The 26,474-nt window shown below is 56.3% G+C and carries 25 protein-coding genes; 24 read left to right on the forward strand and 1 reads right to left on the reverse strand.

Annotated features, from left to right (window positions below; all coding sequences use genetic code 11):
• Positions 1–174: 174 nt before the first annotated feature.
• The 6 genes from pyk to EG886_RS03965 all read left to right on the forward strand — a co-directional run bounded on the left by pyk (position 175) and on the right by EG886_RS03965 (position 5,984).
• Positions 175–1,929, forward strand: a complete 1,755-nt coding sequence (gene pyk, locus EG886_RS03940) for a pyruvate kinase (RefSeq protein WP_124726923.1) — start codon at positions 175–177, stop codon at positions 1,927–1,929.
• Between the two features lie 213 nt (positions 1,930–2,142).
• Complete coding sequence (locus EG886_RS03945) at positions 2,143–2,727, forward strand: RNA polymerase sigma factor (protein WP_164491639.1); 585 nt, start codon at positions 2,143–2,145, stop codon at positions 2,725–2,727.
• Positions 2,724–3,338 carry an anti-sigma factor family protein gene (locus EG886_RS03950; protein WP_124726925.1) on the forward strand — a complete coding sequence of 205 codons (615 nt, stop codon included), beginning with the start codon at positions 2,724–2,726 and terminating at the stop codon, positions 3,336–3,338. The genes EG886_RS03945 and EG886_RS03950 overlap by 4 nt, the downstream gene beginning before the upstream one ends.
• Positions 3,339–3,356: 18 nt before the next feature.
• Positions 3,357–4,682 (forward strand): polymer-forming cytoskeletal protein, encoded by a 1,326-nt coding sequence (locus EG886_RS03955; RefSeq protein WP_164491640.1) that lies wholly within the window; start codon positions 3,357–3,359, stop codon positions 4,680–4,682.
• A 458-nt stretch (positions 4,683–5,140) separates the two neighbouring features.
• Positions 5,141–5,584, forward strand: a complete 444-nt coding sequence (locus tag EG886_RS03960; protein WP_124726927.1) for an acyl-CoA thioesterase — start codon at positions 5,141–5,143, stop codon at positions 5,582–5,584.
• Between the two features lies 1 nt (position 5,585).
• The gene (locus EG886_RS03965) at positions 5,586–5,984 is read left to right on the forward strand and encodes an FxsA family protein (protein ID WP_124726928.1); all 399 of its coding nucleotides are present in this window, start codon (positions 5,586–5,588) and stop codon (positions 5,982–5,984) included.
• Positions 5,985–6,060: 76 nt separating this feature from the next.
• Here the strand turns inward: EG886_RS03965 and ytvI are convergent, their stop codons facing one another.
• Positions 6,061–7,191, reverse strand: a complete 1,131-nt coding sequence (gene ytvI / locus EG886_RS03970; RefSeq protein ID WP_124726929.1) for a sporulation integral membrane protein YtvI — start codon at positions 7,189–7,191, stop codon at positions 6,061–6,063.
• Positions 7,192–7,679: 488 nt separating this feature from the next.
• Between ytvI and citZ the strand changes: the two genes are divergently transcribed.
• The 18 genes from citZ to glpK all read left to right on the forward strand — a co-directional run bounded on the left by citZ (position 7,680) and on the right by glpK (position 26,364).
• Positions 7,680–8,792 (forward strand): citrate synthase, encoded by a 1,113-nt coding sequence (gene citZ / locus EG886_RS03975; RefSeq protein WP_124726930.1) that lies wholly within the window; start codon positions 7,680–7,682, stop codon positions 8,790–8,792.
• A 97-nt stretch (positions 8,793–8,889) separates the two neighbouring features.
• Positions 8,890–10,185, forward strand: a complete 1,296-nt coding sequence (gene icd / locus EG886_RS03980; protein WP_124726931.1) for an NADP-dependent isocitrate dehydrogenase — start codon at positions 8,890–8,892, stop codon at positions 10,183–10,185.
• Positions 10,186–10,206: 21 nt separating this feature from the next.
• Complete coding sequence (gene mdh, locus EG886_RS03985) at positions 10,207–11,157, forward strand: malate dehydrogenase (RefSeq protein WP_124726932.1); 951 nt, start codon at positions 10,207–10,209, stop codon at positions 11,155–11,157.
• A 109-nt stretch (positions 11,158–11,266) separates the two neighbouring features.
• Entirely contained in the window at positions 11,267–11,740 is a 474-nt protein-coding gene (locus EG886_RS03990; RefSeq protein ID WP_164491641.1) for a MaoC/PaaZ C-terminal domain-containing protein, read from the forward strand.
• 122 nt (positions 11,741–11,862) lie between these two features.
• Positions 11,863–12,570 carry a response regulator transcription factor gene (locus EG886_RS03995; RefSeq protein ID WP_124726934.1) on the forward strand — a complete coding sequence of 236 codons (708 nt, stop codon included), beginning with the start codon at positions 11,863–11,865 and terminating at the stop codon, positions 12,568–12,570.
• Positions 12,567–14,300, forward strand: coding sequence for a two-component system histidine kinase PnpS (gene pnpS, locus EG886_RS04000; RefSeq protein ID WP_124726935.1), 1,734 nt, complete (start codon positions 12,567–12,569; stop codon positions 14,298–14,300). Before EG886_RS03995 ends, pnpS begins: the two co-directional genes overlap by 4 nt.
• Before the next feature lie 339 nt (positions 14,301–14,639).
• Positions 14,640–15,572 (forward strand): PstS family phosphate ABC transporter substrate-binding protein, encoded by a 933-nt coding sequence (locus EG886_RS04005; protein ID WP_124726936.1) that lies wholly within the window; start codon positions 14,640–14,642, stop codon positions 15,570–15,572.
• An 84-nt stretch (positions 15,573–15,656) separates the two neighbouring features.
• The gene (pstC, locus tag EG886_RS04010) at positions 15,657–16,595 is read left to right on the forward strand and encodes a phosphate ABC transporter permease subunit PstC (RefSeq protein ID WP_124726937.1); all 939 of its coding nucleotides are present in this window, start codon (positions 15,657–15,659) and stop codon (positions 16,593–16,595) included.
• Positions 16,595–17,500, forward strand: a complete 906-nt coding sequence (pstA, locus tag EG886_RS04015; RefSeq protein WP_124728648.1) for a phosphate ABC transporter permease PstA — start codon at positions 16,595–16,597, stop codon at positions 17,498–17,500. Before pstC ends, pstA begins: the two co-directional genes overlap by 1 nt.
• A gap of 24 nt (positions 17,501–17,524) precedes the next feature.
• Positions 17,525–18,283 (forward strand): phosphate ABC transporter ATP-binding protein PstB, encoded by a 759-nt coding sequence (gene pstB / locus EG886_RS04020; protein ID WP_124726938.1) that lies wholly within the window; start codon positions 17,525–17,527, stop codon positions 18,281–18,283.
• Positions 18,284–18,566: 283 nt separating this feature from the next.
• Positions 18,567–19,448 (forward strand): sulfite exporter TauE/SafE family protein, encoded by an 882-nt coding sequence (locus EG886_RS04025; protein WP_124726939.1) that lies wholly within the window; start codon positions 18,567–18,569, stop codon positions 19,446–19,448.
• An 86-nt stretch (positions 19,449–19,534) separates the two neighbouring features.
• The gene (locus EG886_RS04030; RefSeq protein WP_124726940.1) at positions 19,535–19,945 is read left to right on the forward strand and encodes an RrF2 family transcriptional regulator; all 411 of its coding nucleotides are present in this window, start codon (positions 19,535–19,537) and stop codon (positions 19,943–19,945) included.
• 178 nt (positions 19,946–20,123) lie between these two features.
• On the forward strand, positions 20,124–21,143 hold the full coding sequence (locus EG886_RS04035) for an NADH:flavin oxidoreductase/NADH oxidase (RefSeq protein ID WP_124726941.1): 1,020 nt from the start codon (positions 20,124–20,126) through the stop codon (positions 21,141–21,143).
• Positions 21,144–21,397: 254 nt separating this feature from the next.
• Entirely contained in the window at positions 21,398–22,192 is a 795-nt protein-coding gene (locus EG886_RS04040; RefSeq protein WP_124726942.1) for an IucA/IucC family C-terminal-domain containing protein, read from the forward strand.
• Positions 22,193–22,374: 182 nt separating this feature from the next.
• The gene (locus EG886_RS04045; RefSeq protein WP_124726943.1) at positions 22,375–23,124 is read left to right on the forward strand and encodes a class I SAM-dependent methyltransferase; all 750 of its coding nucleotides are present in this window, start codon (positions 22,375–22,377) and stop codon (positions 23,122–23,124) included.
• 202 nt (positions 23,125–23,326) lie between these two features.
• Positions 23,327–23,761: a tetratricopeptide repeat protein gene (locus EG886_RS04050; RefSeq protein ID WP_124726944.1), complete on the forward strand. Its 435-nt coding sequence runs from the start codon at positions 23,327–23,329 to the stop codon at positions 23,759–23,761.
• Positions 23,762–24,133: 372 nt separating this feature from the next.
• Positions 24,134–24,847 carry an MIP family channel protein gene (locus tag EG886_RS04055; protein WP_124726945.1) on the forward strand — a complete coding sequence of 238 codons (714 nt, stop codon included), beginning with the start codon at positions 24,134–24,136 and terminating at the stop codon, positions 24,845–24,847.
• Positions 24,848–24,870: 23 nt separating this feature from the next.
• Positions 24,871–26,364, forward strand: coding sequence for a glycerol kinase GlpK (gene glpK, locus EG886_RS04060; protein ID WP_241154364.1), 1,494 nt, complete (start codon positions 24,871–24,873; stop codon positions 26,362–26,364).
• The last annotated feature ends 110 nt before the right edge of the window (positions 26,365–26,474 follow it).

The raw sequence follows: 26,474 nt of genomic DNA on the forward strand, positions 1-26,474 counted from the left end.
CCCCCTGCGCTTCGGAACGGAAACGGATCCGGGCGCAGGGATTTTCCTACATGCGCCCGCGTCGGTGTCTTCTGAAGGCGCTTGCAAGGGGCATGACGAAAGCGGAGAGAAGACTTGTCGCTCCGTTGATGTGATTCATGGACTGAAATCAATGCAAGGAGACGATGTCAGGACATGCTCAGAAAAACCAAGATTGTCTGTACGATCGGTCCGGCCAGCGAAAGTGTGGAAATGCTCCGACAACTCATCCGGAGCGGAATGAACGTGGCCCGGTTGAATTTTTCGCACGGCTCTCATGAAGAACATGCCGCACGAATCCGGAACATTCGGGAAGCGGCCCGTTTGGAAGGAAAAACGGTGGCCATCCTGCTCGACACGAAGGGACCGGAGATTCGAACGGGAGACCTTAAGGAGCCGTCCGTGGAATTGAAAGCCGGAGACACGTTCACACTCACGACGCGGCAGGTGCCGGGAGACGCATCAATGGTGTCCGTGTCCTATCCGGGCATCACCCGTGACGTGAAGCAGGGAGATCTCATCCTGGTCGATGACGGATTGATCGGCCTCCGGGTGGAACGGGTGGATGAGACCGAGATTCACTGCCTCGTGCTCAACGGGGGAACTCTCAAAAGCCGCAAAGGGGTCAACATTCCGGGAGTCAGCGTCAATTTGCCCGGAATCACCGAGAAAGACGCGGACGACATCCGATTCGGCATCGAGGCCGGGATCGATTTCATCGCCGCTTCCTTCGTCCGCAAGGCGCAAGACGTGCTGGACATTCGCAGAATTCTCGAAGAAAACGGCGCCGACATCCCCATCATTTCGAAAATCGAAAACCGGGAGGGCATCGAGAATATCGACTCCATTCTCGAAGTGTCTGACGGATTGATGGTCGCCCGCGGAGATCTGGGGGTGGAAATCCCGGTTGAAGAAGTTCCCCTTGTGCAAAAGGAATTGATCCGCAAATGCAACCAACTCGGAAAACCGGTGATCACGGCCACGCAGATGCTCGACTCGATGCAGCGCAATCCCCGACCGACCCGAGCCGAAGCCAGTGACGTGGCCAACGCCATCCTGGACGGGACGGACGCGATCATGCTGTCGGGTGAAACCGCCGCGGGGAAATATCCGGTTGAAGCGGTGCAAACCATGGCACGCATCGCCGAAGCGACCGAAAGCTCCCTCCGCCATCACGAATTGTACCGGCAGAAAATGAGGGAACTGGACAGCACCATCACCGAGAGCATCAGCCAGGCCGTCGTACATACCGCCCACACATTGGATTGTTCGGCGATCATCACCGCCACCGAGTCGGGCTATACGGCCCGGATGGTTTCGAAATACCGGCCGAGAGCACCCATCGTTGCCGTGACGCCTCATGAAGACGTTCTTCGCAAACTCACGCTGGTGTGGGGAGTCTATCCCGTGCTGGGCAAAAAGGCGAGCACCACGGACGAGATGTTTCAAACCGCGATCAACAGTTCGCTCGAGCACCACTTCGTGGAACAGGGGGATTTGGTCGTGATTACTGCCGGCGTACCCGTGGGAAAATCGGGAAGCACCAACCTGATGAAAGTGCATGTGATCGGCGGGGCCATCGCCCGCGGTCAGGGAATCGGGAAACAGGTGGTCACCGGTCCCGTCGTCCTGGGGAACACGGCGGAAGAAATTCGCGAAAAGATGGTGGACGGAGGGATCCTGGTCACCCGTACGACGGACAAAGACATGATGGATTCATTCGTCCGGGCCGCCGCCGTCATCACGGAAGAAGGAGGGCTCACCTCCCACGCGGCCGTTGTCGGGGTCAGCCTCGGCATTCCCGTGGTCGTGGGGGTTCGCGACGCAATGAAAATTCTGGCATCCGAAACCATTGTGACCGTGGACTCCGACCGGGGGCACATTTACTCGGGAAAAGCCAATGTGCTGTGATCTTCCGGGTCGGACAAAGAATGTCCGGGCCAATGGGAGAGGTTCGTTTTTTCAAGCGTTGTCCCGCGTCCGCTAGCAGCGCAGTCCGGACAACATGTCTTCATCGGCCGCATCGCACCGGAACCTTTTCCGGTGCCATTTTTTGTTCATAATGTTTGTTGAAAGAAATCGGACGGCTCTTCGTCGAAAGAAATGAAACCGGCAATAAGGAGGGTGGGACGGAAACGGGTGGAGGATTGGTTGCAGCAAGCGAGGGAAGGGGACCTGAATGCGTTTTCCCGTCTGGTTCGGGAATATGAACATCGCATTTACGGTCTTTGCCTGCGCCTATTGAAACACCCCGAAGACGCAAAAGACGCGGCGCAGGAGACGTTTTTGAAAGTGTTCAGGCGAATCGGCGACTTTCGGGGAGAATCCGGTTTCTCCACCTGGCTGTACCGGATCACCGTGAACACTTGCACGGATTTCGCCCGCAAACGGAAACGGGAAACGGGACGAAAAGCCGTTTTGAACGACGAACACGAAACATGGACCGAACGGCTGCCCGACCGGGAACCCCTTCCGGAAGCGGTGGTGGTTCGGGAGGACATGAAACGCGCCCTGCTCAGGGCCATCGACAGTCTTCCCGACAAGTACAGGATTCCGCTTGTGTTGCACGTACAACAGGGTCTCAGCTACCAGGAGACGGCGGAGGTTCTCGGCTTGTCGGTTCAGACCACCGCGACCCGGATTCACCGTGCCAAAGAGAAGTTGAGAAAACATCCGGTCTTTGCCATGGAAGGGGGAAGCGTGATTTGACACGGAGCGAAACCTGCAAACGGATCTTGCGCCACTTGGATGCGTATGTGGTGAGCGAGCTTGATCCCGGGCGCTCCAGGGAGATCGAGGAACACCTGAATGAGTGTGTGACCTGCCGCGAGGAGCGAAATCGGCGAATGCTGTTTCAATCTCTGCTGGAAGAAGCGCTGGCTCCCCAACCGGCACCTTCGGGATTTGCGGATCAAGTGATGTTCTCCGTTCGCCGGGAAGCCGAGTCCATGCAAACCCGCGATTGGGGATTTCCGGGCTTGGTTCTCGGTTTGGCGGCTTTGGGGATGTTGCTTTCGATCTCGGGTTTGATCGTCTGGTTGGTCGGCTCGGGAATTCCGCCTGAGGTGTGGTGGGAAGTCACCGTCCGGCAAATGTCTGATGCCTCACGGGATGTGTCTTCATGGTGGGATCTGGGAATGATGCGAGCCAAATGGGAATGGATCCGATTGGTGGGGCTTCCGGCGGGAATGTGGAGTGAAATGAACGGACTCAAGGATTGGTGGTCCCATCCGGCCGTCCCGGCCGCCGTTCTGCTCTCGTTCACCGGCATGATCGCCTGGAGCCTGAGTTTGAAACGAACGGGGGAAACGGCTTCTTGATGGAAGGGGATGGAAACCATGCGGAAATTTTTCTCCTGGTTGTGGAAAAGTCTGCTGATCTTGGCGATACTGGCAGGACTATTGCTGGGCTTCAGCTTTCTCACAGGAGGTCGGCTTGCTGAATTCGTGGTCAAGGAATGGGGGCTTCCGTGGAAACGTCCGGTCCCTGTTCAGGAACATCCACGTGAACCGGATCCTTGGGTGTACATCACAGAAACGGAAGCGGCCAAGGGGGTGGACCGGCCTCAGGATTTGGTCAGGGTTCAACAGGACGTTCATGGCGACATCAGGGCCAAATCCGTTCGCATCGAGCATGATGCAAACGTGTACGGATCGATCGAGGCCGCTGAAACTCTCAAGTTTGACGGTCGGTTCGTGCAAGGAGATCTGAAGGGGAAACACGTGATCATCCGGGAGGATTCAGATCCTTGGCGGCATGACATACCGTGGCACGGAGAAGCGGAAGAACGCCCGATCCGCATTGAAGGCAACGTGCAGGGCGAGCGGATCCTGATCGGGCCTGAAGCGGTTGTCACCGGTTCGGTCGGAGGAGAGAAAAGCCGGGTGGAATTGTCCGGGCATGTGATCGGTTCCGTCCAAGGAGAAACGGTGGTGCTCACCCGTTTCGCGGTGGTTGACGGAGACGTGATTCTCAGCGGGAACATGCTGAACCTCGAACAGGGTGCACAGATTCGCGGCCGGATTCTCACGCCGAAGGGCGATGCCATTCGCATCAACAACGGTGAAGGCAAACCTGAAACCGACCCGGAGATGCACCACGTCACTCCTCCGACGCATGTCGGTGAACAACACAAAGAGTTTGTCCGGGTTCGCGATGGTGCCTGGAACTTCGGCATATTTCACTGGATTCCCGTCCTGTTGGGGATGCTGGCGGTGGTGACGCTTTCCTGGCTCCTGCGAAAAGAGGAACTGGAACAGGTGCGCCTCCGGGTCACGGGCACATTCCGGAGAAGTTTGTGGATCGGGCTTTTGACGGTGATCATCTCGATCCCGGTGCTGTTCCTGCTTGTCATTTCCATCATCGGAATACCTTTCGCGATCATTTTGGCTGCACTTCTGTTCCTGGCTTATCTGGCCGGCTTTGCCGCGCTTAGCATTCATGTCGGGAAACTGCTCGGAGAGAAAATCGGTCTGTCCGAGGAAAAGGAAATTCTGGGAGTGCTGCTGGGGGCCTTGATTCTGTCTTCGCTTCTGTGGGTTCCCGTGTTGGGGTGGTTCCTGCATTTGCTCGCCGGATTGGCCGGATTGGGAGCAGCGGTCGGGCTGTGGGGACCGCGCATGTGGGCAGTCTTCAGTGAATGGCGCAACAAACGGAAACAATGAACGGATGCAGCGGGAAGCAAGGTAAACGCGGAAAAACGGTCCGGTTCCCTTTTGACCTGTTCGGTCAGAAGAGACCGGACCGTTGTTTGATGGGGAAACGTTTCACCATATCACCGGCTTTTCTTTGCGATTGTTGTGTGATGCCATGGTTCATCAGATCAGTCCAAGACGGGGATAAATCCACCAGCGCAATCTTCTGCGGCGCTGTCTTCTCTTTCTCAGCTTCATGGTTTTCTACGCTCCTTTCGCGAACAGTGAATCCGTAACCGTCAAGGGTCCTCCTTTATTTTACCTTCTCCCCGAGGGTTTGGCTATTCACATTATGTGAGACGCCCGGATGAAATATGAGCAAATTTCGTCGCTGGAAAGGTTCTCTAACATGTATTATAAAAATATGGGCAACGATGCCTGCAATCGGAAAAAAGTCACGTTCCCGCAAAAGTGGAGGGTGAGAAATCATGCAGACGATTCAACCGACTTGGTCGGAGAGCCATCTTCGCGTCCGGTATCAGGAAACGGACCAAATGGGCGTGGTGTATCATTCGAATTACCTGATCTGGTTTGAAGTGGGGAGAACCGATTGGATCCGGCAGTTCGGCCATTCATACCGGGAATTTGAAGAGAAAGGTTTGCTGCTTCCCGTTGTCGAGGTTTATTGCAAGTACATCCGGCCGGCCCGCTATGACGATGAAGTCATCGTTCGTACCAGGCTCGGGGAATTTGGCGGAAGCAAACTTGAATTCAGGTACGAAGTGAACCGAAAACAGGACGGTCAGCTTCTCGTCACCGGACGATCCGTTCATTTGTGGGTGGACAAAAACATGAAGCGGACAAGCATCAAACAGGTGTTTCCCGAATTGTATGCGAAATTGAAGCAAATGGCTTCCGAAAGCGGGGAATGACATGTTTCGCTTGGTGATCCTGGTACTCTTGTTGGTTCCGGCGATTGAATTGGCAGGGATCATCACGGTGGGAACATGGATCGGCGCCCTTCCCACGTTCGTCCTGATCCTGCTTACGGGGGCCGTGGGTGTATGGTTGGCGAGACGGGAAGGTCTTCGCACTTGGAAATTGGCGAGAATTCAACTGAATCAAGGGGAATTGCCGGGCGATACCTTGCTCGACGGAGTTCTCATCCTGGTGGGCGGGATCCTGCTGCTCACGCCCGGATTTTTCTCGGATGTCTTCGGGGTGCTGTTTGTATTGCCTTATACCCGAAGCATCGTGAGACACCTCTTGAAAGGCTGGATTTCCCGGAAACTGGCCACCGGCGAATGGGTGTGGACGGAGCGGAGAAGATAGACACAAAAGCGGCCGGAGCCGCGTTGGCGGCTCCGGCGTCACGATCGGAAACGGAGGAGGAACGTCGACGGAGCCGTCATATTTCATGGCTCCGGATGCCCCATATGTAATTCCAGACGTCACGGAACACATGGCTCCGATGCAACGCAAGCAGGATCACGGCCGTGACGGGTCCCAGGATCAGACCGACAAATCCGAACAACTTCAAACCGACAAACAGGGCGAACAACGTGAACAGCGGATCAAGCCCCACGTTGCTGGCCACGAGCTTCGGCTCCAGGAATTGTCTCACCACAAGAATGACACCATAAATGATGGTCAGACCGGTGGCCAGATGGATGGAGCCCGTCAAAAACGAATAAATGATCCATGGAACCAGAACCGCTCCCACGCCGAGATACGGCAGCAGATCCACCAGTCCGATGAAAAGGGCCACGGTGAAGGCGTATTGCACGTTCAGAATCATCAGACCGGCGAACATGATGACGGCGCTGATCGATACGAGGGTCAACTGGGCACGGAGAAAACCGAACAACGCTCTTTTGAGATCCAGTGCCACATGACCTGCCGTGTCCCGGATCCTCGCGGGAACCCATTCTCCCGCATTCCGTTTCAGTCTCGGCAGATCCACACCGATGAAGAATGCGGCCAACATGATGAAGACCAGTACGGTCAGCAAATAGGGGAGATCACTGATAAACCGTCCGATGGCCGCAAGAATTCCGGTGATTCCCTCCGTTCCCTTGTTGGCGATCAGATCGATGTTGCTCTGGATGCTTGCGGAGATTCGTTGTTGGTGTTGCGGGTTTTTTTCCAGATACGTCTGCACGGTGTCGATGATGGTCCGGAGGTCGGTGTTTTCCGTGAACGCATCGATCATGATTTGTCCGACCTTGTTCAGCAGAAGGGGCAGCGATTCTGCCAAATGGGCCAGTTCCACCACAATTTCTGCCACCAGGAAAATCAGCAGCGTGAGGATCAGACCCACGACGAGAAACAAAATGACGGTCACTCCAAGCCAACGGGGAGCCCGAAGCCGTTTCTCCATCCATACGACGGCCGGCTCGATCACGGCTGCAATCAATCCGCCGATCAGAAAAGGGTAGATCAGCGGCAAACTGATCCAAATCAACAAGACACCGAGGACGATTGCCGAGGCGACCAGCGACGCACGGATGGCGGGACCTGTCCATGAACGGTTGAGCATCGGAATCTCCTCGCTTTCCTTCAACGGGATTCCCTGATTTTGTATCGATTATACCATTTCTTTCGGTACAGAAGCTTGAAATTCCGGGAAGTTCTGCAAGTCGCGAATAAACATGTTGTATGGACGGTATTTTATACGTGAAGATATGGAACCAAGCCGCCTCTTCGCCGAGTTCAAGACATATACTTACGGCTTTTACTTGTGATAAAATAAAAAACGATATGAAGAATGAGGATTCATTCTCTGGCTCGGCTGAATGAATCACAAGAGCCATGCTTTTTGTGTAAACAGAAAAATCGGGCATGTCCGTTCCAAGATTTCGAAATTTGTGTAAATAAGAACAAAGGATGTCTTGTGTTCAAAGATCTTTTATAATGGAAAAAGAATGATGATTCATTCAGTCAGAGTCATTGCCACTCTTAATGATGTTTTCAAAGGGAACCATGATTCCTCATTCTATAGAATCTCTGATCAGAAAGGGCGATCTTATGGCAGTGGCAAAAGGCTTGGAAGGAGTTGTAGCATGTACTTCGGCCATCAGCTCCATCGTGGATGGAGTCCTCACGTATCGGGGCTACAACATTGATGATCTGGCCGAAAACGCTTCCTTCGAAGAAACGGCTTTCCTCTTGTGGAACGGTCGTCTCCCGCGGCGTGAAGAGTTGGAGCAGCTCCGGAAAGAGCTGGACGACAACGCAGCCGTTCCCGGCGAAGTCATCGATCTGCTGAAGAAGGTGCCGGCACACGTTCATCCGATGAGTGCGCTCAGGACTGCCGTGTCCGCTCTGGCTCTTTATGACAAAGAAGCGGATGACAACAGCATGGAGGCCAACCGTCGCAAGGCTGTCAGACTGACCGCCCAACTTCCGACGATTGTGTCGGCGTTTGCACGCCTTCGCCAAGGTCTCGAACCGGTTGCTCCGAAAGCAGGGCTGGGTTTCGCAGCCAACTTTGTGTATATGCTCACAGGCGAAGAGCCCACCGAAGTGGCGGCCAAAGCACTGGACAAGGCGCTCGTTCTTCATGCGGATCATGAGTTGAACGCGTCCACGTTTGCCGCCCGCGTCACCACGGGTACCTTGTCGGACATTCATTCCGCGGTCACGACCGCCATCGGCACCTTGAAGGGACCCCTGCACGGTGGTGCCAACGAGCAAGTGATGGCCATGCTCGAGGAGATCGGGTCCATGGACAACATCGTCTCCTACATCGAGGGCAAGCTGTCCCGCAAAGAGAAAATCATGGGCTTCGGCCACCGTGTGTACAAGGACGGAGACCCGAGGGCCAAACATCTCCGCGAGATGTCCCGCCAACTGGGCGAACAGAAGGGGGACACCAAGTGGTACGAGATGTCGGTCAAGATCGAAGAGTTGGTGTATGAAAAGAAAGGGCTCAAGCCCAACGTGGACTTCTACTCCGCATCGGTGTACACCTATCTCGGCATCCCGCGCGACCTGTTCACTCCGATTTTCGCCATCAGCCGCGTGACCGGTTGGACGGCACACATCCTGGAGCAATACTCCGACAACCGTCTGATTCGGCCGCGTGCGGAATACGTGGGAGAAACCAACCAAAAATATGTCCCCGTCGACCAACGCTGAACGGATCGGGTAGAATAGGGGGGACGGGACCGGATCCCGTCCTCCCGCTTCATGGCGGACAAAGGGCTTGAAAACAAAAAGATCGAGGGGGATGAGCATGGGACGTTTCGAGAAACTGGAGGCGCCGGCTCGCGGCGAGAAAATCACCATCCAAAACGGGGTCCTCAACGTTCCCGATGAACCGATCATTCCGTTCATCGAAGGAGACGGTACGGGCCCGGACATTTGGGCGGCCGCCCGCCGGGTACTGGATGCCGCGGTGGAAAAAGCATACGGCGGCAAAAAGCGGATCGAATGGTTCGAAGTATATGCCGGTGAAAAGGCTTACAATCGCTTCGGTGAATGGTTGCCGAACGACACGTTGGAAGCGATCCGTGAATACCTGGTCGCCATCAAAGGCCCCCTCACCACACCCGTCGGGGGAGGCATTCGTTCACTGAACGTGGCGCTTCGCCAGGAGCTGGACCTTTATGTGTGCCTGCGACCCGTCCGTTATTTCGAAGGGGTACCGTCCCCCGTCAAACGTCCGCAGGACGTCGACATGGTCATTTTCCGGGAAAACTCCGAGGACATTTACGCGGGGATTGAGTGGGAAGCCGGATCGGAAGAAGTGAAGAAGGTCATCTCCTTCCTGCAAAATGAGATGGGAGTGAAGAAAATCCGTTTCCCGGAAACCTCGGGGATCGGGATCAAGCCGGTTTCTTCCGAAGGCACCGAACGCCTTGTGAAAGCCGCCATCGAATACGCCATTCGTCACGGAAGAAAGAGCGTCACCCTGGTACATAAAGGGAACATCATGAAGTTCACGGAAGGTGCGTTCAAAAACTGGGGTTATGCCGTGGCCGAACGGGAGTACGGGGACAAAGTGTTCACCTGGGCGCAATACGACCGGATCAAGGCGGAACAGGGAACCGAAGCGGCCAACGCCGCGCAGGCCAAGGCGGAAGCCGAAGGCAAGATCATCGTGAAAGATTCCATCGCGGATGCATTCCTGCAACAGATCCTGACCCGTCCGGCGGAATACGACGTGATCGCCACGCTCAACCTGAACGGCGACTACATTTCCGACGCGCTCGCGGCGCAAGTCGGCGGAATCGGAATCGCGCCGGGAGCCAACATCAACTACGTGACCGGTCATGCCGTGTTTGAAGCCACCCACGGAACGGCTCCGAAATATGCCGGTCTGGACAAGGTGAACCCGGGTTCCGTCATTCTTTCGGGAGTGCTCATGCTGGAATACCTGGGTTGGCAGGAAGCGGCTGATCTCATCTATGCGTCCATGAGCAAAACGATCAGCCAAAAAACGGTCACTTACGATTTCGCCCGTCTGATGGATGGCGCAACCGAAGTGAAGTGCTCCGAATTTGCCGACCATCTGATCCAAAACCTGTGATTTGTTGGGAGGAACGTCAAAATGGCCATTCGTCGCAGAAAGATTTCCGTCATCGGCGCCGGTTTCACCGGCAGCACCACCGCTTTGATGCTGGCGCAAAAAGAGCTGGGAGACGTGGTGCTTCTCGACATCCCTCAAGTGGAAAATCCCACGAAGGGCAAGGCGCTGGACATGCTGGAAGCCAGCCCGGTTCAGGGATTTGACGCCAACATCATCGGAACCAGCAACTATGAGGACACCAAGGGTTCCGATCTGGTGATCATCACCGCCGGCATGGCGCGCCGTCCGGGAATGAGCCGGGATGATCTCGTTCACACCAACGCCAAGATCATGCGGGCCGTCACGGAGCAAGTGGTCAAATACTCTCCGGACTCGATCATCATCGTGCTGACCAACCCGGTGGATGCCATGACGTATGAAGTGTTCCGTACCTCCGGATTCCCGAAACACCGCGTCATCGGTCAGTCCGGCGTGTTGGACACCGCCCGTTTCCGTACCTTCGTGGCTCAGGAGCTGAACGTTTCCGTGGAAGACGTCTCCGGATTCGTTCTGGGAGGTCACGGGGACGACATGGTGCCGCTGATCCGCTATTCCTATGCCGGAGGCATTCCGCTGGAAAAACTGATTCCGAAAGATCGTCTCGACGCCATCGTGGAACGGACCCGCAAAGGCGGCGGGGAAATCGTCAACCTGCTGGGCAACGGCAGCGCCTACTATGCTCCGGCGGCTTCGCTGGTTCAAATGGCTGAAGCGATCCTCAAAGACAAGAAACGGATTCTCCCGGCCATTGCATATCTCGAGGGCGAATACGGATACAATGACATGTATCTCGGCGTGCCCGTCATCCTGGGCGGCAGCGGCATTGAGAAAGTGATTGAACTGGAGCTGACGGAAGACGAGAAAAAAGCGCTGGACAAATCCGCCGAATCCGTGCAAAACGTCATGCGCATTCTCGAAGGACAGCAAGCTTGAACATCGTTCTCCTCATCCGGGGCGTCGGAGGACGCCCCGCTTTTTCACACCGTCGGTTCATTTTCCGGAAAATACGGGAAAATGAAAGCGTATTCAGGGAGGGGTCCACGTGGATTTCGGACAAACACTCACATCGGGAAAAGACTGGAATCAACTGGTCATCGGAGAAACCGTGGAAGTCAGCCGAACCGCCGAGCTCAGGGACATTTTCTCCTACCTCGGCGCCACCGGGGATCTCAATCCGCTGTATTTGAAAGAAAGTTACGTGGCATTGACCGAACATCGTCAGGTGATCGTCCCGTCAGGACTCCTCGCCGGTTGGTTGTCCGCATTGGTTTCCACGCAATTGCCCGGCCCTGGAAGCCGGATCAAGGATTCCAGACTTTCGTTTCCCCATGCGTTGAAACAGGGAGAGACCGTGAACATCCGGCTGGAATTGACGAAAAAGGAGGAGCGGGAAAAAACGGTCACCCTTCGGGTACACGTCGAACATGACGGCAAAACGGTGGTTGACGGGGAATTGGAAGTGATTCCTCCCAAGCAGCTGAAACCCATCCTCACGGACCTGTACGAAAACTTTTGAATCGAAACAGGCACCCTCACATGAATGAGGGTGCCGTTTTTTTACAGAAACTTAAAGATGTTATGTTAAGATTGAATGTGTATCGTTTCGGCTTCAGTCCACATCGAAGCGGAGGCTAGACGATGGCGAGAAAAATCCTGGTCGTTGATGACGAAGTGTCCATTTTGAAGCTGGTGAGGTTCAATCTCGAAAAGGAAGGATTTGAAGTGGAAAGCGCCCAGGACGGACAAACCGCGTTGGATCGGGCGGTTCGGTGGAAGCCGGATTTGGTGGTGCTTGACTGGATGCTGCCCGGGCTGGACGGGCTTGAAGTGTGCAGGCGGCTTCGCCAGGAAAAAAGGCATGTGCCCATTCTCATGCTCACGGCCAAGACGGAGGAATTTGACAAGGTTCTCGGACTTGAACTGGGAGCCGATGATTATATGACCAAGCCGTTCAGTCCGCGGGAGTTGGTGGCCCGGGTGAAAGCCATTCTGCGCCGGGTGGAAGCGCTGAAAGGCGAGGACAAGGACCGGGATCGGGTGATTCATGTGGGGGAGTTGTCCATTGATCCGGACGGATACGTGGTGACGAAAAACCGGAAGGAAGTCGATCTGACACCGAAAGAGTTTGAGTTGCTCCATTACATGGTCAGTCATCGCGGAAAAGTGTTGTCCAGAGATCAATTGTTGAGCGCGGTCTGGAACTATGATTTTCTCGGTGATTCACGCATCGTGGACGTGCATGTGAGCCATTTGCGGGAAAAAATCGAGGACGACTCCCGAACGCCGGTCTATATCAAGACGGTGCGGGGAGTGGGTTACAAGTTCGAGGGGCCGAAAAACGCATGAGATCGCTCAGGACCCGGATCACCGGTTCCATTTTGTTTCTGATCGGCGGTGCCGTGCTCGGAACGGGAATCTTCGTTGCTCTTTTGCTGAAGACATCATACATCGATTCATTGACCGAACGTTTGGAAAAAGAGGGGAAATTGCTGGCGGAGACTGTGGATTGGTCAGCATCCGCGAAGCCGGGGGAACTCACGGGGAAGGCAGAGGTCTATGGACGGGCACTGGGATTGCGAGTCGCCCTGTTTGACTCCGCCGGAAACAATCTCGGGGATTCGACGGGAGTCGCGCATCCGGGTGCCAACCCGGAGGTGCGAAAGGCGTTGGACACGGGGAAGCCGGTTCCGTCTGTCTATCGGAACGAAGCGCTGCACACGGCCGTTCCGGTGATCCGTGACGGTCGGGTGGTCGGGGCCGTCTGGCTGACCAAAAGTTTGACGGAAGTGAACCGCTCGCTCGGTCAGGTTTGGTTCTCGCTGATTCTCGGGTTGATCATCGCCTATGGGATCGCCGGATTTGCCGGATCGAGGATCGCCGGAAGGGTCACGAGATCACTGGAAGAAATCACCCAAGTGGCGGTCGACATGGCACAAAAACGGCTCTACCGCCGGGTGGCGGTGAACGGAGACGATGAGGTGGCAAGTCTCGGAAGGGCCATCAACCGGATGGCGTACAGCCTTCAGCAGCAAGTGGAAGAGTTGCGGAGAAGCGAACGGCGGCTGGGAAGTGTCATCGAGACGATGGAAAGCGGTCTGTTGATGGTGGATGCGACCGGACGGATCCGGCTCGCCAACCGGGCGTTTGAAAAAATGTTCGGCATTCCGGCTTCCGATTTGCGGGGCAAATCCTTCGAGCGGCTCACCCATCCGTATGATCTGGCCGTCTTGATCAAAGAGTGCGCGGAGTCGGGATTGCAAATGCGAAGGGAAATTCATCTGTATTACCCGGAGGAGCGAATGCTGCAGGCCCATCTCTCACCCATGTGGGCGGAAAAAAGCGGGATCGGCGTGGTGGTCGTTTTTCACGATTTGACGGCCATCCGCCGGCTGGAGCAGTTGCGCCGGGATTTTGTGGCCAATGTCTCCCATGAGCTGAAAACACCGGTCACGTCCATCCGCGGTTTTGCTGAAACTCTGCTGGACGGCGCCATGGAAGACACACGGACGCTGCGTGAATTTTTGACCATCATTTTGGAAGAGAGCTTGCGCCTGGAGCGGCTTGTCGGGGATTTGCTCGATCTGTCCAGGATCGAGTCGAAACAGTTCCGGCTTGAGCTGGAGACGGTTCAGGTGGATGAACTCGTGCGAGGCGCGGTGAAAACGATGGAAGACCGGATCCGTGCCAAAGGGCAGACACTGACCGTGGAGATCCCGGAAACGTTTCAGGCGGAAGTGGACGTGGACCGGGTCCGTCAAATCCTGTTGAATCTGCTTTCCAACGCCATGGTTTACACGCCGGAAGGCGGTGCGATCCGTGTCCGCGCCGAACGGGGAGACGGAGACTGGATCCTGTCGGTGGAGGATACCGGTGTCGGCATTCCTCCCGAAGATCTTCCCCGCATTTTCGAACGGTTCTATCGGGTCGACAAAGCCCGTGCGCGCCATTCGGGAGGAACGGGGCTGGGCCTGGCGATTGTGAAACACCTGGTGGAAGCTCATCGGGGAAAGCTGGAAGTGAAAAGCCGGTTGGGGGAAGGAACCATGTTCATCATGCGCTTTCCGCTGAACCAATGAACGTTGTGTCTGCATCCGCGACCGGTTGATCCGTGCGAATGCCTGCAGACGCATCATTTCGCCGTCGTACACAGAAGCCGTTCGGCCTCCGGGGACGGATCCCGTCTTTGGAGGCCGTGTTTTTTTCGGAGCTGCCCGAAACTTTTGATTTGAAACGTGCATGGAGCAAAACCACCGTCACCGTTCGTGTCATTTGTTTTTTTCCCGAACCCGTCAGGGTTTTTCTTTTTTTATCCGTCTCTTTACCATGCGTTTACGATCGTTTGATTGAACGACAACAGACAAATCGTATCATTCAAAGTGTTGAACGGAAATCTTCCCGAATCAGGGGGACTGCACATGTTCAGGAAAGGACTCGTGATGGGCGTCATTTTTGCGCTGGCAATCGGAGTGGCGGGTTGCGGAGACGGCCGGACCGACTCCGGAAACGGTGGAGAGGAATGGATCGGTACCGTCAAGATTGACGGATCCAGTACCGTTTACCCCGTATCACAGGCCGTTGCCGAAGAATTCATGAAAAAACATCCGGGGGTCAAGGTGACCGTGGGTGAATCGGGGACCGGTGGCGGTTTCAAGAAAATGGCCGCGGGTGAGATTGACATCGCGGATGCTTCCCGTCCGATCAAGGACGAAGAAAGGCAGGAGGCGGCCGCCAAAGGCATCGAGCCGGTGGAAATCCCGGTGGCCTATGACGGAATCGCCGTCGTCGTCAACAAGGAAAACACCTTTATCGACAGTCTGACGGTTGAAGAGCTGAAAAGAATCTGGGAACCCGGCAGCAAGGTGAAAACATGGAAAGATGTCCGCACGGAGTGGCCGGCCGAACCGATCAAACTGTACGGTCCCGGGACCGCATCCGGAACGTTCGATTATTTCACGGGGGAAATCGTGGGTGAAGAAGGCAAGTGTCGGACGGACTACACGGCTTCCGAGGATGACAACGTGATCGTGAGAGGCGTTCAGGGAGACAAGGGAGCGCTCGGCTACTTCGGTTATGCCTACTATCTCGAAAACAAAGACAAGCTGAATATCGTGAAAATCGACGCCGGCAAGGGGCCGGTGGAACCGACCGAAACAACGATCAATGACGGCACGTATTTTCCGCTGTCCCGCAAAGTTTTCATCTATCCGGACAGAAAAGCCTTGGAACGTCCGGAAATCCGGGAATTCGTCAGATTTTATCTGGAAGTCGCGAAAGACATGGTCCGGGAAACGGGATACGTTCCGCTTCCGGACGCTGACTATCAAAAAAGTCTCGAGCTGGTGAAATAAACCGGCTTCATGGGCCCTTCAAGGCCCCCTTTTCATGAAGAACGGATGTTGATTTTTTGTGTTCAGGAAGAGGAGGGACGGTGCATGCATCCGGAAACCCGGGCAGATGCGGGCATCCACCCGTTCAAAAAGAAAAAGGCCAGAAGTGCGTACGAGGCCGCGATCCCGTTCATGTTGCTCATTTGTGCGCTCATTTCCGTCTTCACGACGATAGCCATCATCGTCACCCTGGTGGTTGAAACCGCATCGTTTCTTGAAACGGTTTCATGGGTCGAGTTTTTGACCGATTCCAGATGGACCGTCCTGTTCAGTGAGGACCGGCAACATTTCGGCATTCTTCCGCTGGTTGCCGGCACGATGTTGATCAGTGGCATTGCCGCCATGGTGGCCGTTCCCGTGGGACTCGCCACTGCCGTTTATCTGAGTGAGTATGCCCCGGACCGTGTGAGACGTGCGTTAAAGCCCGTCCTGGAAATTTTGGCGGGCATACCGACCGTCGTGTACGGCTATTTTTGCATCACGTTTGTCACGCCGCTTCTTCGCGAATTCATCCCCGGTTTGAATTTCTTCAACGCGCTCAGCGCGGGACTTGTCGTCGGAATCATGATCATTCCCATGATCGCCTCCATGAGTGAAGACGCCATGAGTGCCGTGCCGAAAAGCATCCGGGAAGCTGCGTACGGACTCGGGGCCACACGGCTGGAAGTTTCGGTGAAAACGGTTCTCCCCGCCGCTTTGTCCGGGGTCATCGCGTCGTTTGTATTGGCCTTGTCGCGGGCCATCGGAGAAACCATGATCGTGGCCATCGCAGCCGGAGGAACTCCCAACCTGACCCTGGATCCCACGGAATCGGTCCAGACGATGACCGCTTTCATGGTGCAGGCGGCTTTCGGCGATGTTTCCCATGAAAGCACGGCGTACAGATCGATTTATGCGGTGGGCATGTCCCTGTTCCTCATGACCTTGCTGATAAATTTGGTGGCCGGGTACATCTCCCGTCGCTTCAAGGAGGAGTACAGATGATGGCGGAACAGACGCTGACGGGACAACAGACGGTTTCGACCCCGGATTTTGCGTCATCCGGTCTTCGGAAGAAAACCCGCCGATGGAAAAACCATGCGGCACACGTCCTGTTCCTGTTGGCCGCGTTGTTCGGACTGGTGGTGCTCATGATTTTGCTGGCGGACATCATTCACAGAGGATGGGCTTGGCTCACGCCGGATTTCTTTGACAATTATGCGTCCCGTTTTCCTTCCCGATCCGGAATCAAGGCAGCCCTTTGGGGTTCCGTCACGGTGATGACCGTGACCGCTCCGCTCACGTTTGTTTTGGGTGTGTCCACGGCCGTCTATCTCGAAGAGTATGCCGGAAAAGGGTGGCTCAGCAGCCTGATCCGGATCAACATCAGCAATCTGGCAGGGGTGCCCTCCATCGTGTTCGGCATGTTGGGTCTCACCCTGTTCGTTCGCGGGATGGAGTTGGGCAGAAGCGTGCTCGCCGGTGCACTCACCCTGACGCTTCTGGTGCTTCCGGTGGTGATCGTGGCGGCCGGAGAGGCCATCGCCGGCGTTCCGGACATGTTGCGTCACGCGGCATATGCCTTGGGAGCCACGCGTTGGCAGGCCATTTGCCGCGTGGTGCTTCCGTATGCCTTTCCGGGGATCCTGACCGGGACCATTCTGGCCTTGTCCCGGGCGCTCGGGGAAACCGCTCCGCTGATCATGATCGGAACCGCCACGTATCTTGCCTTTACGCCGTCATCCCTCATGGATGAGTTCACGGTGCTCCCGTTGCAGATCTACAACTGGATTGCCCAGCCCAAAGAGGAATTCCGGTTTTTGGCTGCGGCCGGAATCATCGTGATGCTGGGCTTGCTCCTGTCCATGAACGCCTTTGCCATTTGGATCAGGAACAAATATCGCCGCTGACGCGGAAGAAAGGGGAGATTCGGTATGAACGGACCGGCCGTCTCCGTCAGAGACCTCAACCTGTGGTACGGCAACAAACATGTTCTCAAACAAATCAACATGGACATCACGGGAAAATCCGTGACTGCACTGATCGGTCCCTCCGGGTGCGGCAAATCGAGCTTTCTCCGTACGCTCAACCGGATGAATGACCTGATTCCGTCGGTGCGGATGGAAGGGGGAATCAGGATCCACGGCCATGACATTTACGGGGAAGACGTGGAAGTGGAGATGCTCCGAAAACGGGTGGGCATGGTTTTCCAAGCGCCCAATCCGTTTCCGAAGAGCATTTATGACAATGTGGCGTACGGACCGCGGATTCACGGAATCAAGGACAGGCGCAAGCTGGATGAGCGGGTGGAGCGCAGCCTGCGTCAAGCCGCTTTGTGGGACGAAGTGAAAGACCGGCTGAAAGACCGGGCGACCGGACTTTCCGGCGGCCAACAACAACGCCTCTGCATCGCACGCGCATTGGCCGTGGAACCGGACATTTTGTTGATGGACGAACCGACGTCCGCTTTGGATCCCGTCTCCACACTGAAAATCGAGGAACTTATCCAGGATTTGAAGCGGAACTACACCATCGTGATCGTCACGCACAACATGCAGCAGGCGGCGCGGATCTCGGACCGGACCGCATTCTTTCTCGACGGTCATCTCGTCGAATACGACCGGACCGACAAGCTGTTTTCCAATCCCGAAGACAAGCGGACGGAGGACTATATCGCCGGACGATTCGGCTGAGGGGGAATGACGCTGTCATGTCCGTTGGATCGATCGCCGGAAGGGCTCCTGCCTCTGATGGGCTCCCGTCTGGAAACGGTCATCGGCCGGGCTGTGATGAACAAACGGTTTCGGATCCGCGGGAGATCCCACAGATCGGGGTCGGCGGATGGTCGGAACCGAATTTTTTTGTATCACAAACGGTATTGAACATTCAAAAAATTAATGATATTATTGTCGTATCCCTGAGTAATCAGGTCTGGAATCTCAAGAATCCTCGCGGTTCCGGAGAGGAAGATGCCTCATGCGGAGACTGGTGGTTTTGGCGCTGATCGGTTTTGCGGCTCAATTGGTGGACGGCGCGCTCGGCATGGCCTACGGTGTCACCTCCACGTCCCTCCTGCTGGTGGCCGGACTGGCTCCTGCCGTGGCGTCTGCATCGGTACACATCGCCGAAGTGGTGACCACCGCGGCTTCCGGCGTGGCCCACATCCGGTTCGGGAACGTTGACAAGGAGACGGTGTGGAAACTCACCGTTCCGGGGGCGGTGGGAGCTTTTTCCGGTGCGACGTTTCTCAGTCATCTTCCGGGAGACCTGGTAAAACCGTATGTAGCCGGCTTTCTGTTTTTGCTGGGGTGTTATGTATTGGTTCGCTTCCTGAGAGGAAACATTCGGCGGTCCCGACCCCGGGGTTCCACCCGAAAACGGGCAATGGCTCCTCTCGGGTTGATGGCCGGTTTTCTGGACGCGTCCGGTGGCGGTGGATGGGGCCCGTTGGCCACGCCGGTGTTGCTCGCCAGAAACGATCTCGAAGTGCGCAAGGTGATCGGCTCGGTCGATACCAGTGAATTTGCCATCGCTGTCTCCGCATCAGTGGGATTCTTTTTGTCGCTCGGGCTGGAACAGGTGCACTGGGAGTGGGTGTTTGCCCTGATGATCGGCGGAGTGTGCGCCGCCCCGTTGGCCGCTTGGATCGTGAGGAAAATCCCTCAGCAGATCTTGGGTGTGCTGGTGGGGGGAATCATCCTGGTGACCAATGCGCGCATCCTGATGGAGGCGTTCGGGTGGAGTCCGTCCGCGCGCACGCTCACGTATGCCGTTTTGGTCGGAGTATGGATTGCCAGTGTCGGATATGCCATCACCCACCACAAGAAAAACGCCGCTCTGGATCGGGAGATTCCGTGACTCGCGGTCATCGGCGGTAAAGAAAATGGTGCGGCGTGAGTTCATGGACAACAGATTGAGGGGGAAAGGGTGACGACCCGAACCGAGTGAAAGTGTCCAGCAAGGGAGAATATGCACTCCGTGCCTTGATCGCCCTCGGAAAACGCGGCCAAGAAGTGATGCCCGTGGCTGACATTGCACAGGAGACGCATGTGCCCGTCCATTATTTGGAGCAAATCCTGCTGCAGCTCAACCGTTGCGGGTATTTGCAGAGCAAGCGTGGTGCCGGCGGAGGTTACCGCCTTCGCCTGAATCCCGAAGAGATCTTCATCGGTGATGTGATCCGGCAGCTGGAAGGGCCGCTTGCCCCGATGAACTGTGTCAGCACGACCCGTTACGAATGGTGTGAATTGGAACCGGAATGCCTGCTCCGGCCGCTATGGGCCAAAGTTCGGGATACCGTGGCCGAGGTGCTGGACCGGACGACGTTGGCCGATTTGCTTGAGAAAAGAATTTGACCGACCGCAGGGGCGGCGGTTTTTTGCTTATTTCCGGTAATCGACATACGATTTGTAAGCGATCGGGCGGAAGGTTATAATGACAGGGAAGGCAAGAATGATGCGGAACGTCGTCCGCTGAGTGGTCGGCGATCCCGAAACACACACTCACTACAAAGATCAAGGAGGAACTTCTTCCATGTCTTTGCTGTCTGCGCCGTTTCAGCTCAAGGGGCTGTCGCTGAAGAACCGGATCGTGATGCCTCCGATGTGCCAATATTCCGTATGGAACGAAGACGGGATCCCGAACGATTGGCACTTCGTTCACTATGTCTCGCGTGCGGTCGGGGGCACCGGCCTCATCATCATTGAAATGACCGATGTCGAACCGGATGGCAGAATCACCAACCGGGATCTGGGGCTTTGGTCGGATGAACACATTCCGGCGTTTGCCCGCATCATTTCGGAAGCCAAGAAGCACGGAGCAAAAATCGGCATCCAAATCGCTCATGCCGGTCGCAAGGCGGAAGACGCGGAAACGCCCGTCGCTCCTTCCGCCGTTCCGTTCAGTCAGAAGTTCCGCACGCCGCGGGCTCTCACCACTTCGGAAGTGAAAGAATTGGTACGCAAATTCGCCGCCGCCGCCCGTCGCGCCGTCGAAGCCGGAGTGGACACCATCGAGCTGCACGGGGCGCACGGCTATCTGATTCATCAGTTCCATTCTCCTTCCATCAACCGGCGGGATGATGAATACGGACGGGATCTTGCTTTGTTCGGCGTCGAAGTGATCCGGGCGGTCAAAGAAGTGATGCCGGAAGACATGCCGCTGATCATGCGCGTGTCGGCGGTGGAATACATGGACGGGGGATACGGTCTGGATCACGTCCTGGAGCTGTGCCGCCGCTATCGGGATGCAGGGGTCGACATGTTTCACGTTTCCAGTGGAGGGGAAGCTCCTCCGGGCAGCCGGAAACCGGAGGACAAACCGGGGTATCAGGTGGCGTTCGCACGACAAATCAAACATGCACTCAACGTCCCGGTGATCGCCGTCGGACGGCTGGAAGATCCGCATCTGGCGGAATCCGTGCTGGCCGCGGGGGATGCGGATCTCATCGCCGTGGGCCGTGCCATGCTGAAAGATCCTTACTGGGCCCTGCATGCCATCGAAGCGCTGGACGGCAAAGTGGAGCCCCCGGTTCAATACCGGAGAGGATTTTGACGCAAAAAACACGTGAAGAATGGATTCGGCGAGGTTTCCGAGAGGTTTCCGAACGGAACCTCGCTTTCGTTTTTTCCGTCCTTGCCGTCATTTTTCCGGGTCCGTCCGTTCCTTTCAAAGTTGTTTTCATTCGCGTGATCGAATCGCAGGCGATGTCTGCCGAGAAAAATTCTCAATTCCCCTTTGACAATGATTCTCATTCTTGATAAAGTGGTGGCAGAAGGAAAATCCGGCGGAAAGTTGGGGAATGGCTCATGCTGATGGTTCATCGTGAAGAGAAACTTTCGGAGTTGGTGAGCAACTGGCCGATCCGGATCGGCAGGGAAGGTTCCGCAGTGAGGGAACGGACGGACGCGGTTCGGGGGGAATGGCTCGAATCCCGCTCCCGGCTGGCCGGTGTGCTGGATTCCATCGGGAAAAAATGGGGTTCCCCGAATTCCAAAGTGACGGCATCCCTTCTGATCAAAGCTTATGCATTGATCCCGTTTGCCATGAGGTGCATCTCCTTCGCCGATCTTTGTCCGCGAATCGACTTTTCCCGTCTCTCGCTGTCCGTGAAGGAGCAGTGGCTGGAATTTGAACTGGAGGACGAAACCGCGGACGCTTTCGAAACCGGAAACAGGGATGCCTGGAGAGCGGAACGGGTGGCCGCCCTGTTCAAGGATCATCTGACCGTTCTGATTCGCCGATTGCAGGAAACAACCCGGATTCCCGCGGACGTATTGTGGGCCCATGTCGCCTTCAACCTGGATTACTGGTACGGCGTTTGGCAGGAACAAGTTCCGCCGGGGGAGCGGCGCGACATTCTTCTCGGTGATCGGGAGTTCCTCTTCCGTGAGGCTTCGCCGGAGCTGTTCGGTTGGCATGTCAATCCGCTCAACATTCGGTTCCGGGAAATGGACATTCCCGATTGTCCCGGCGCCACGATCCGGGTACGAAGCAAATGTTGTCTGTATTACCGGCTTCCCGGGAAACTTCCCTGTTACACGTGCCCCAAACTGACGGATGAAGGACGATCGGAACGCTGGAGAGAAACGATGAAACGTTGACGACTCACGGATGGATGCGAACGAATCCCCGGTCTGAAGCAGGCGGGGATTTTTGACTTTTCAGCGGCGTTTCCCGGAAACGGGGAATGCCGTTTTTGTGTGGAAACGCCGTGAAAAGTTTGATACAATGAAAACGAAACTTTGTTTCGCTGAGTGAAACAAAATGTCCGGGAGGTGCCGGAATGGAAGAAAAGCGGGAAGTCAAACGGCAATTCGGTCAATCGGCGGAGAAGTACGCGGACAGTCAGGTTCACGCCAAGGGCAAGGATCTGGACTGGATTCGTGAAATCGTCGCCGGAAAGAAGCCGCGTCATTCGTTGGATGTCGCCACCGGAGCCGGGCACGCGGCCTTTGTGTTGAGTGAATCATCCGAACGGGTGACGGCGTTGGATCTTACGCCGGAAATGCTGGAAGTGGCCGCCGCCGGAGCGGGAAAAAGGAAGTTGACGAACATCCGGTTCGTGTTGGGAGACGCCGAGGCGCTTCCGTTCGCGGACGGAGAATTCGATGTGGTCTCCTGTCGCATCGCCGCGCATCATTTTCCGGACGTGGACCGGGCGATCCGGGAGATGCATCGGGTGCTCGCCGGAGACGGTCTCCTGATCCTGGTCGACAATGTGGTGCCGGATGACCCGGAGAACGCGACATGGTTGAACAAAGTGGAGAAACTGCGGGATCCGTCTCATGTGCGCTGCCTCACCGCCGGTGAATGGCGCCGGTTGTTCGCGCTGACGGGATTTCGGAATGTGGAGTGCAGGCACGTGTGGACCACCGACATGTACATTCCCGATTGGTTGGATCGCATGAACACCCCTCCCGGGCGGAGAAAGGAAATTTTCGAGCTCCTCGAACAGGTCGGCCCCCGTCCCTGGATCGCGCCGGACGGCAGGCACATCGTGTTGCAAAAGGCCTTGTGGGTGTGTGTGAAATGATGCAAAGAGCCGGAAAGGAAGCCGTGAAACGGATGGGGCGCAGGGGCGATTCCACCGATTCGTTTCAAGGACGACCGAAAACGGCACCGCGTTACGGAAGATGGATGAGTCAGCTCAAAAGGTGGTTTGTATCCTGTCGCCGGCGCCGAACATGGACTTGGAGAGACGAACGTTGAGAAGCGAACAAGGCAGGTGAACCGAAATGTCCGAATCACTGGAGCGGCTGGTGCTCACCGGACGGTTTCGGGAAGCGGAGCAGTTGGCAAGCCGAAGCGGACGGGAAGTGCTGGAGGCGGCCTTGAAACAGGTGGGACTGGAAGATCGGAACCTGGCGGCTTACGCGTTCCTGAACCATTTGATCCAAAAACATGAAACGGCTGACACCCATTTCCTGGCGGCCATGCTGCTTCATGCGGCGTTCAGCCATTTGCCGGGGAGCATGGCGTCGGCGATGCATCACGCGCGCCGGGCGGCCGAATTGGCTCCGGATAAGGTGAGGTACAAGGAATTTTTGCTGATGTTTCGCGATGCTCCCGAAGAACTGATGAGTCCGGAAGAAGCGGAAGAGTTGGCGCGGCAGATCTTGCGGGCGGATCCGGACAGTGTGGTGGCCCGGTCGGTGTTGGGGTGGTTTTGAAGTCGTGAAGACGTCTTCTGACGAGCCGTTGAGAATGAAGTCGTGCGCCCGTTCAATGCGGGCGACAAAATCTATCTTTTGTCACTCGCATTGACGTCGCCCGGGCGGATGTTTCCTGTCATTCGAAACCGCGTTATGGGTCGGGGCGGGGGGATCATTGGATATATAAAGGCGTGATTTTATTTACAAATTATTGAATATTATTTCATTTAATAATATTATAGAATCAAGGAATGTTTGGAGTTCGAAACGCCGTCCATGATCCCGACGTTGTACCCGAAGAGAATCAACGGATCCTGTCGATTTTGCCGTTTGGGACACCGCTGGTTCTCTTTTTGTGTGCCGTGCCAATAACGCGGGGAGGGCGATGACATGTCACCGTTTCTGGGTGAGCTGATTGGAACGATGTTGCTGATCGTGTTCGGGGGAGGGGTTTGTGCGGGGGTTTTGTTGAAGAAAACATTGTCCCACCAAGCGGGATGGGTGGTGATCTCGTTCGGCTGGGGGTTTGCCGTGATGATTGCCGCCTATGTGGCGGGGGACGCCAGCGGTGCGCACCTCAACCCGGCCCTGACGGTGGGGTTTGCCGTGGCAGGGTCATTTCCGTGGGAGCAGGTGCCGTTGTATGTCGTTGCCCAGATGCTGGGGGCGTTTCTCGGGGCGGTGGTCGTTTGGCTGCACTATTTGCCTCACTGGAAGGAAACGGAGGATCCGGGAGCCAAGTTGGGCGTGTTTTCAACGTCGCCGGCGATCCCGAACAGATTTGCCAATCTGCTCAGCGAGATTATCGGCACGTTTGTGCTGGTGTTCGTGCTGCTCGCTCTCGGTGCGAAGGGGATGAAGTTTGCTGACGGGCTGAAGACGCTGGTGGTGGGACTGTTGATCGTGGCCATCGGGATGTCACTCGGAGGAACGACGGGCTATGCGATCAATCCGGCCCGCGATCTCGGTCCGCGCATCGCGCATTTTCTTTTGCCCATTCCGGGAAAAGGAAGTTCGGGATGGAACTACGCCTGGATTCCGGTGGCGGGACCGCTGATCGGCGGTGTGTTGGCGGCATTGCTGTACGTGTCCGTTTACCGGTGATTCGAAAATCGGGGGGAGAGAACGTGTCAAAGAAATACGTGTTGGCCATCGATCAGGGAACCACCAGCTCGCGGGCCATTCTGTTTGACCGGCAAGGACGGATGGTGTCCGTGGCGCAAAAGGAGTTTCGGCAGATTTTTCCGCAGGCCGGCTGGGTGGAGCATGACCCGTTGGAAATTTGGGGTTCGGTGCAAAGTGTCCTGTCCGAAGTACTGGCCAAATCGTCCGTTCCCGCAAGCGAGATTGCCGCCATCGGCATCACCAATCAGCGGGAAACGGCGGTGGTGTGGGACAAGATCAGCGGATTGCCGGTGTACAACGCCATTGTCTGGCAGTCCAGACAGACGGCGGACATCTGCGACCGTCTCAGACGGGAAGGACATGAGGATGCGGTTCGCACCAAAACCGGTCTGCTCATCGATCCCTATTTTTCCGGAACCAAAGTGACCTGGATTCTGGAGCATGTGGAAGGAGCGAGGGAAAAGGCGGAACGGGGCGAGTTGCTGTTCGGCACGATCGACACTTGGCTGGTGTGGAAACTGTCGGGCGGCAAGGCGCATGTGACCGATGTGTCCAACGCCTCCCGTACCCTGATGTTCAACATCCATGAACGCCGGTGGGATGAAGAACTGCTTGGCATGCTGAACGTGCCCGCCGCCATGTTGCCGGAAGTGCGCTCTTCGTCCGAAGTGTACGCGATGACGGAAAAGTCGCTGTTTTTCGGAGAAGAGGTTCCCGTCGCGGGGATGGCGGGCGATCAGCAGGCCGCTCTCTTCGGCCAGGCCTGTTTTGAAACGGGGATGGCCAAAAACACCTACGGGACCGGCTGTTTCATGCTGATGAACACCGGGGAGAAAGCCGTCCGTTCCGACCACGGTCTTCTGACGACCATCGCCTGGGACGTGGGCGGCAAGTTGGAATATGCTTTGGAAGGGAGCATTTTCATCGCCGGGTCTGCCGTCCAGTGGCTGAGAGACGGACTGGAACTCATTCGGCATGCGTCCGAGAGCGAGGAGTGGGCCAACAAGGTGGCTTCCACGGACGGGGTGTATGTGGTGCCGGCATTTGTGGGGCTGGGGACGCCGTATTGGGATTCGGACGTGCGGGGAGCCGTGTTCGGATTGACCCGCGGCACGACCAAAGCCCATTTCGTGAGGGCCACGCTGGAGTCTCTCGCCTATCAGACCAAGGATGTGCTTCAGGCCATGGAGCAGGATGCCAACATCCGGCTGAAAAAATTGCGGGTGGACGGCGGAGCCACCGCCAATCGATTCTTGATGCAGTTTCAAAGCGATTTGCTCGGGGTTCCGGTCGAACGTCCCGAGGTGCTGGAAACCACCGCGCTGGGAGCGGCGTACCTCGCCGGTCTTGCGGTGGGCTTCTGGAAAGACCGCCGGGAGATCGCGGAAAACCAGGCGGTGGACGAAGCGTTTCATCCGCAGATGGACCCTGCCGTACGGGATGAGTTGTACCGGGGATGGAAAAAAGCGGTTCATGCGGCCCGCGCCTTCAAATGACCGGCGGAAACGTACGTTCTTTTTGCGGCGAAATCGGAAGGGGTGACATGTTTGGCAGATCCGGCGATTTTCCGTCCGCACATGCCGGGGCATTCGGAAAATCGCCGGGC

The sequence above is a fragment of the Staphylospora marina genome, from assembly GCF_003856495.1.
In the GTDB taxonomy this organism is placed as follows: domain Bacteria; phylum Bacillota; class Bacilli; order Thermoactinomycetales; family Thermoactinomycetaceae; genus Staphylospora; species Staphylospora marina.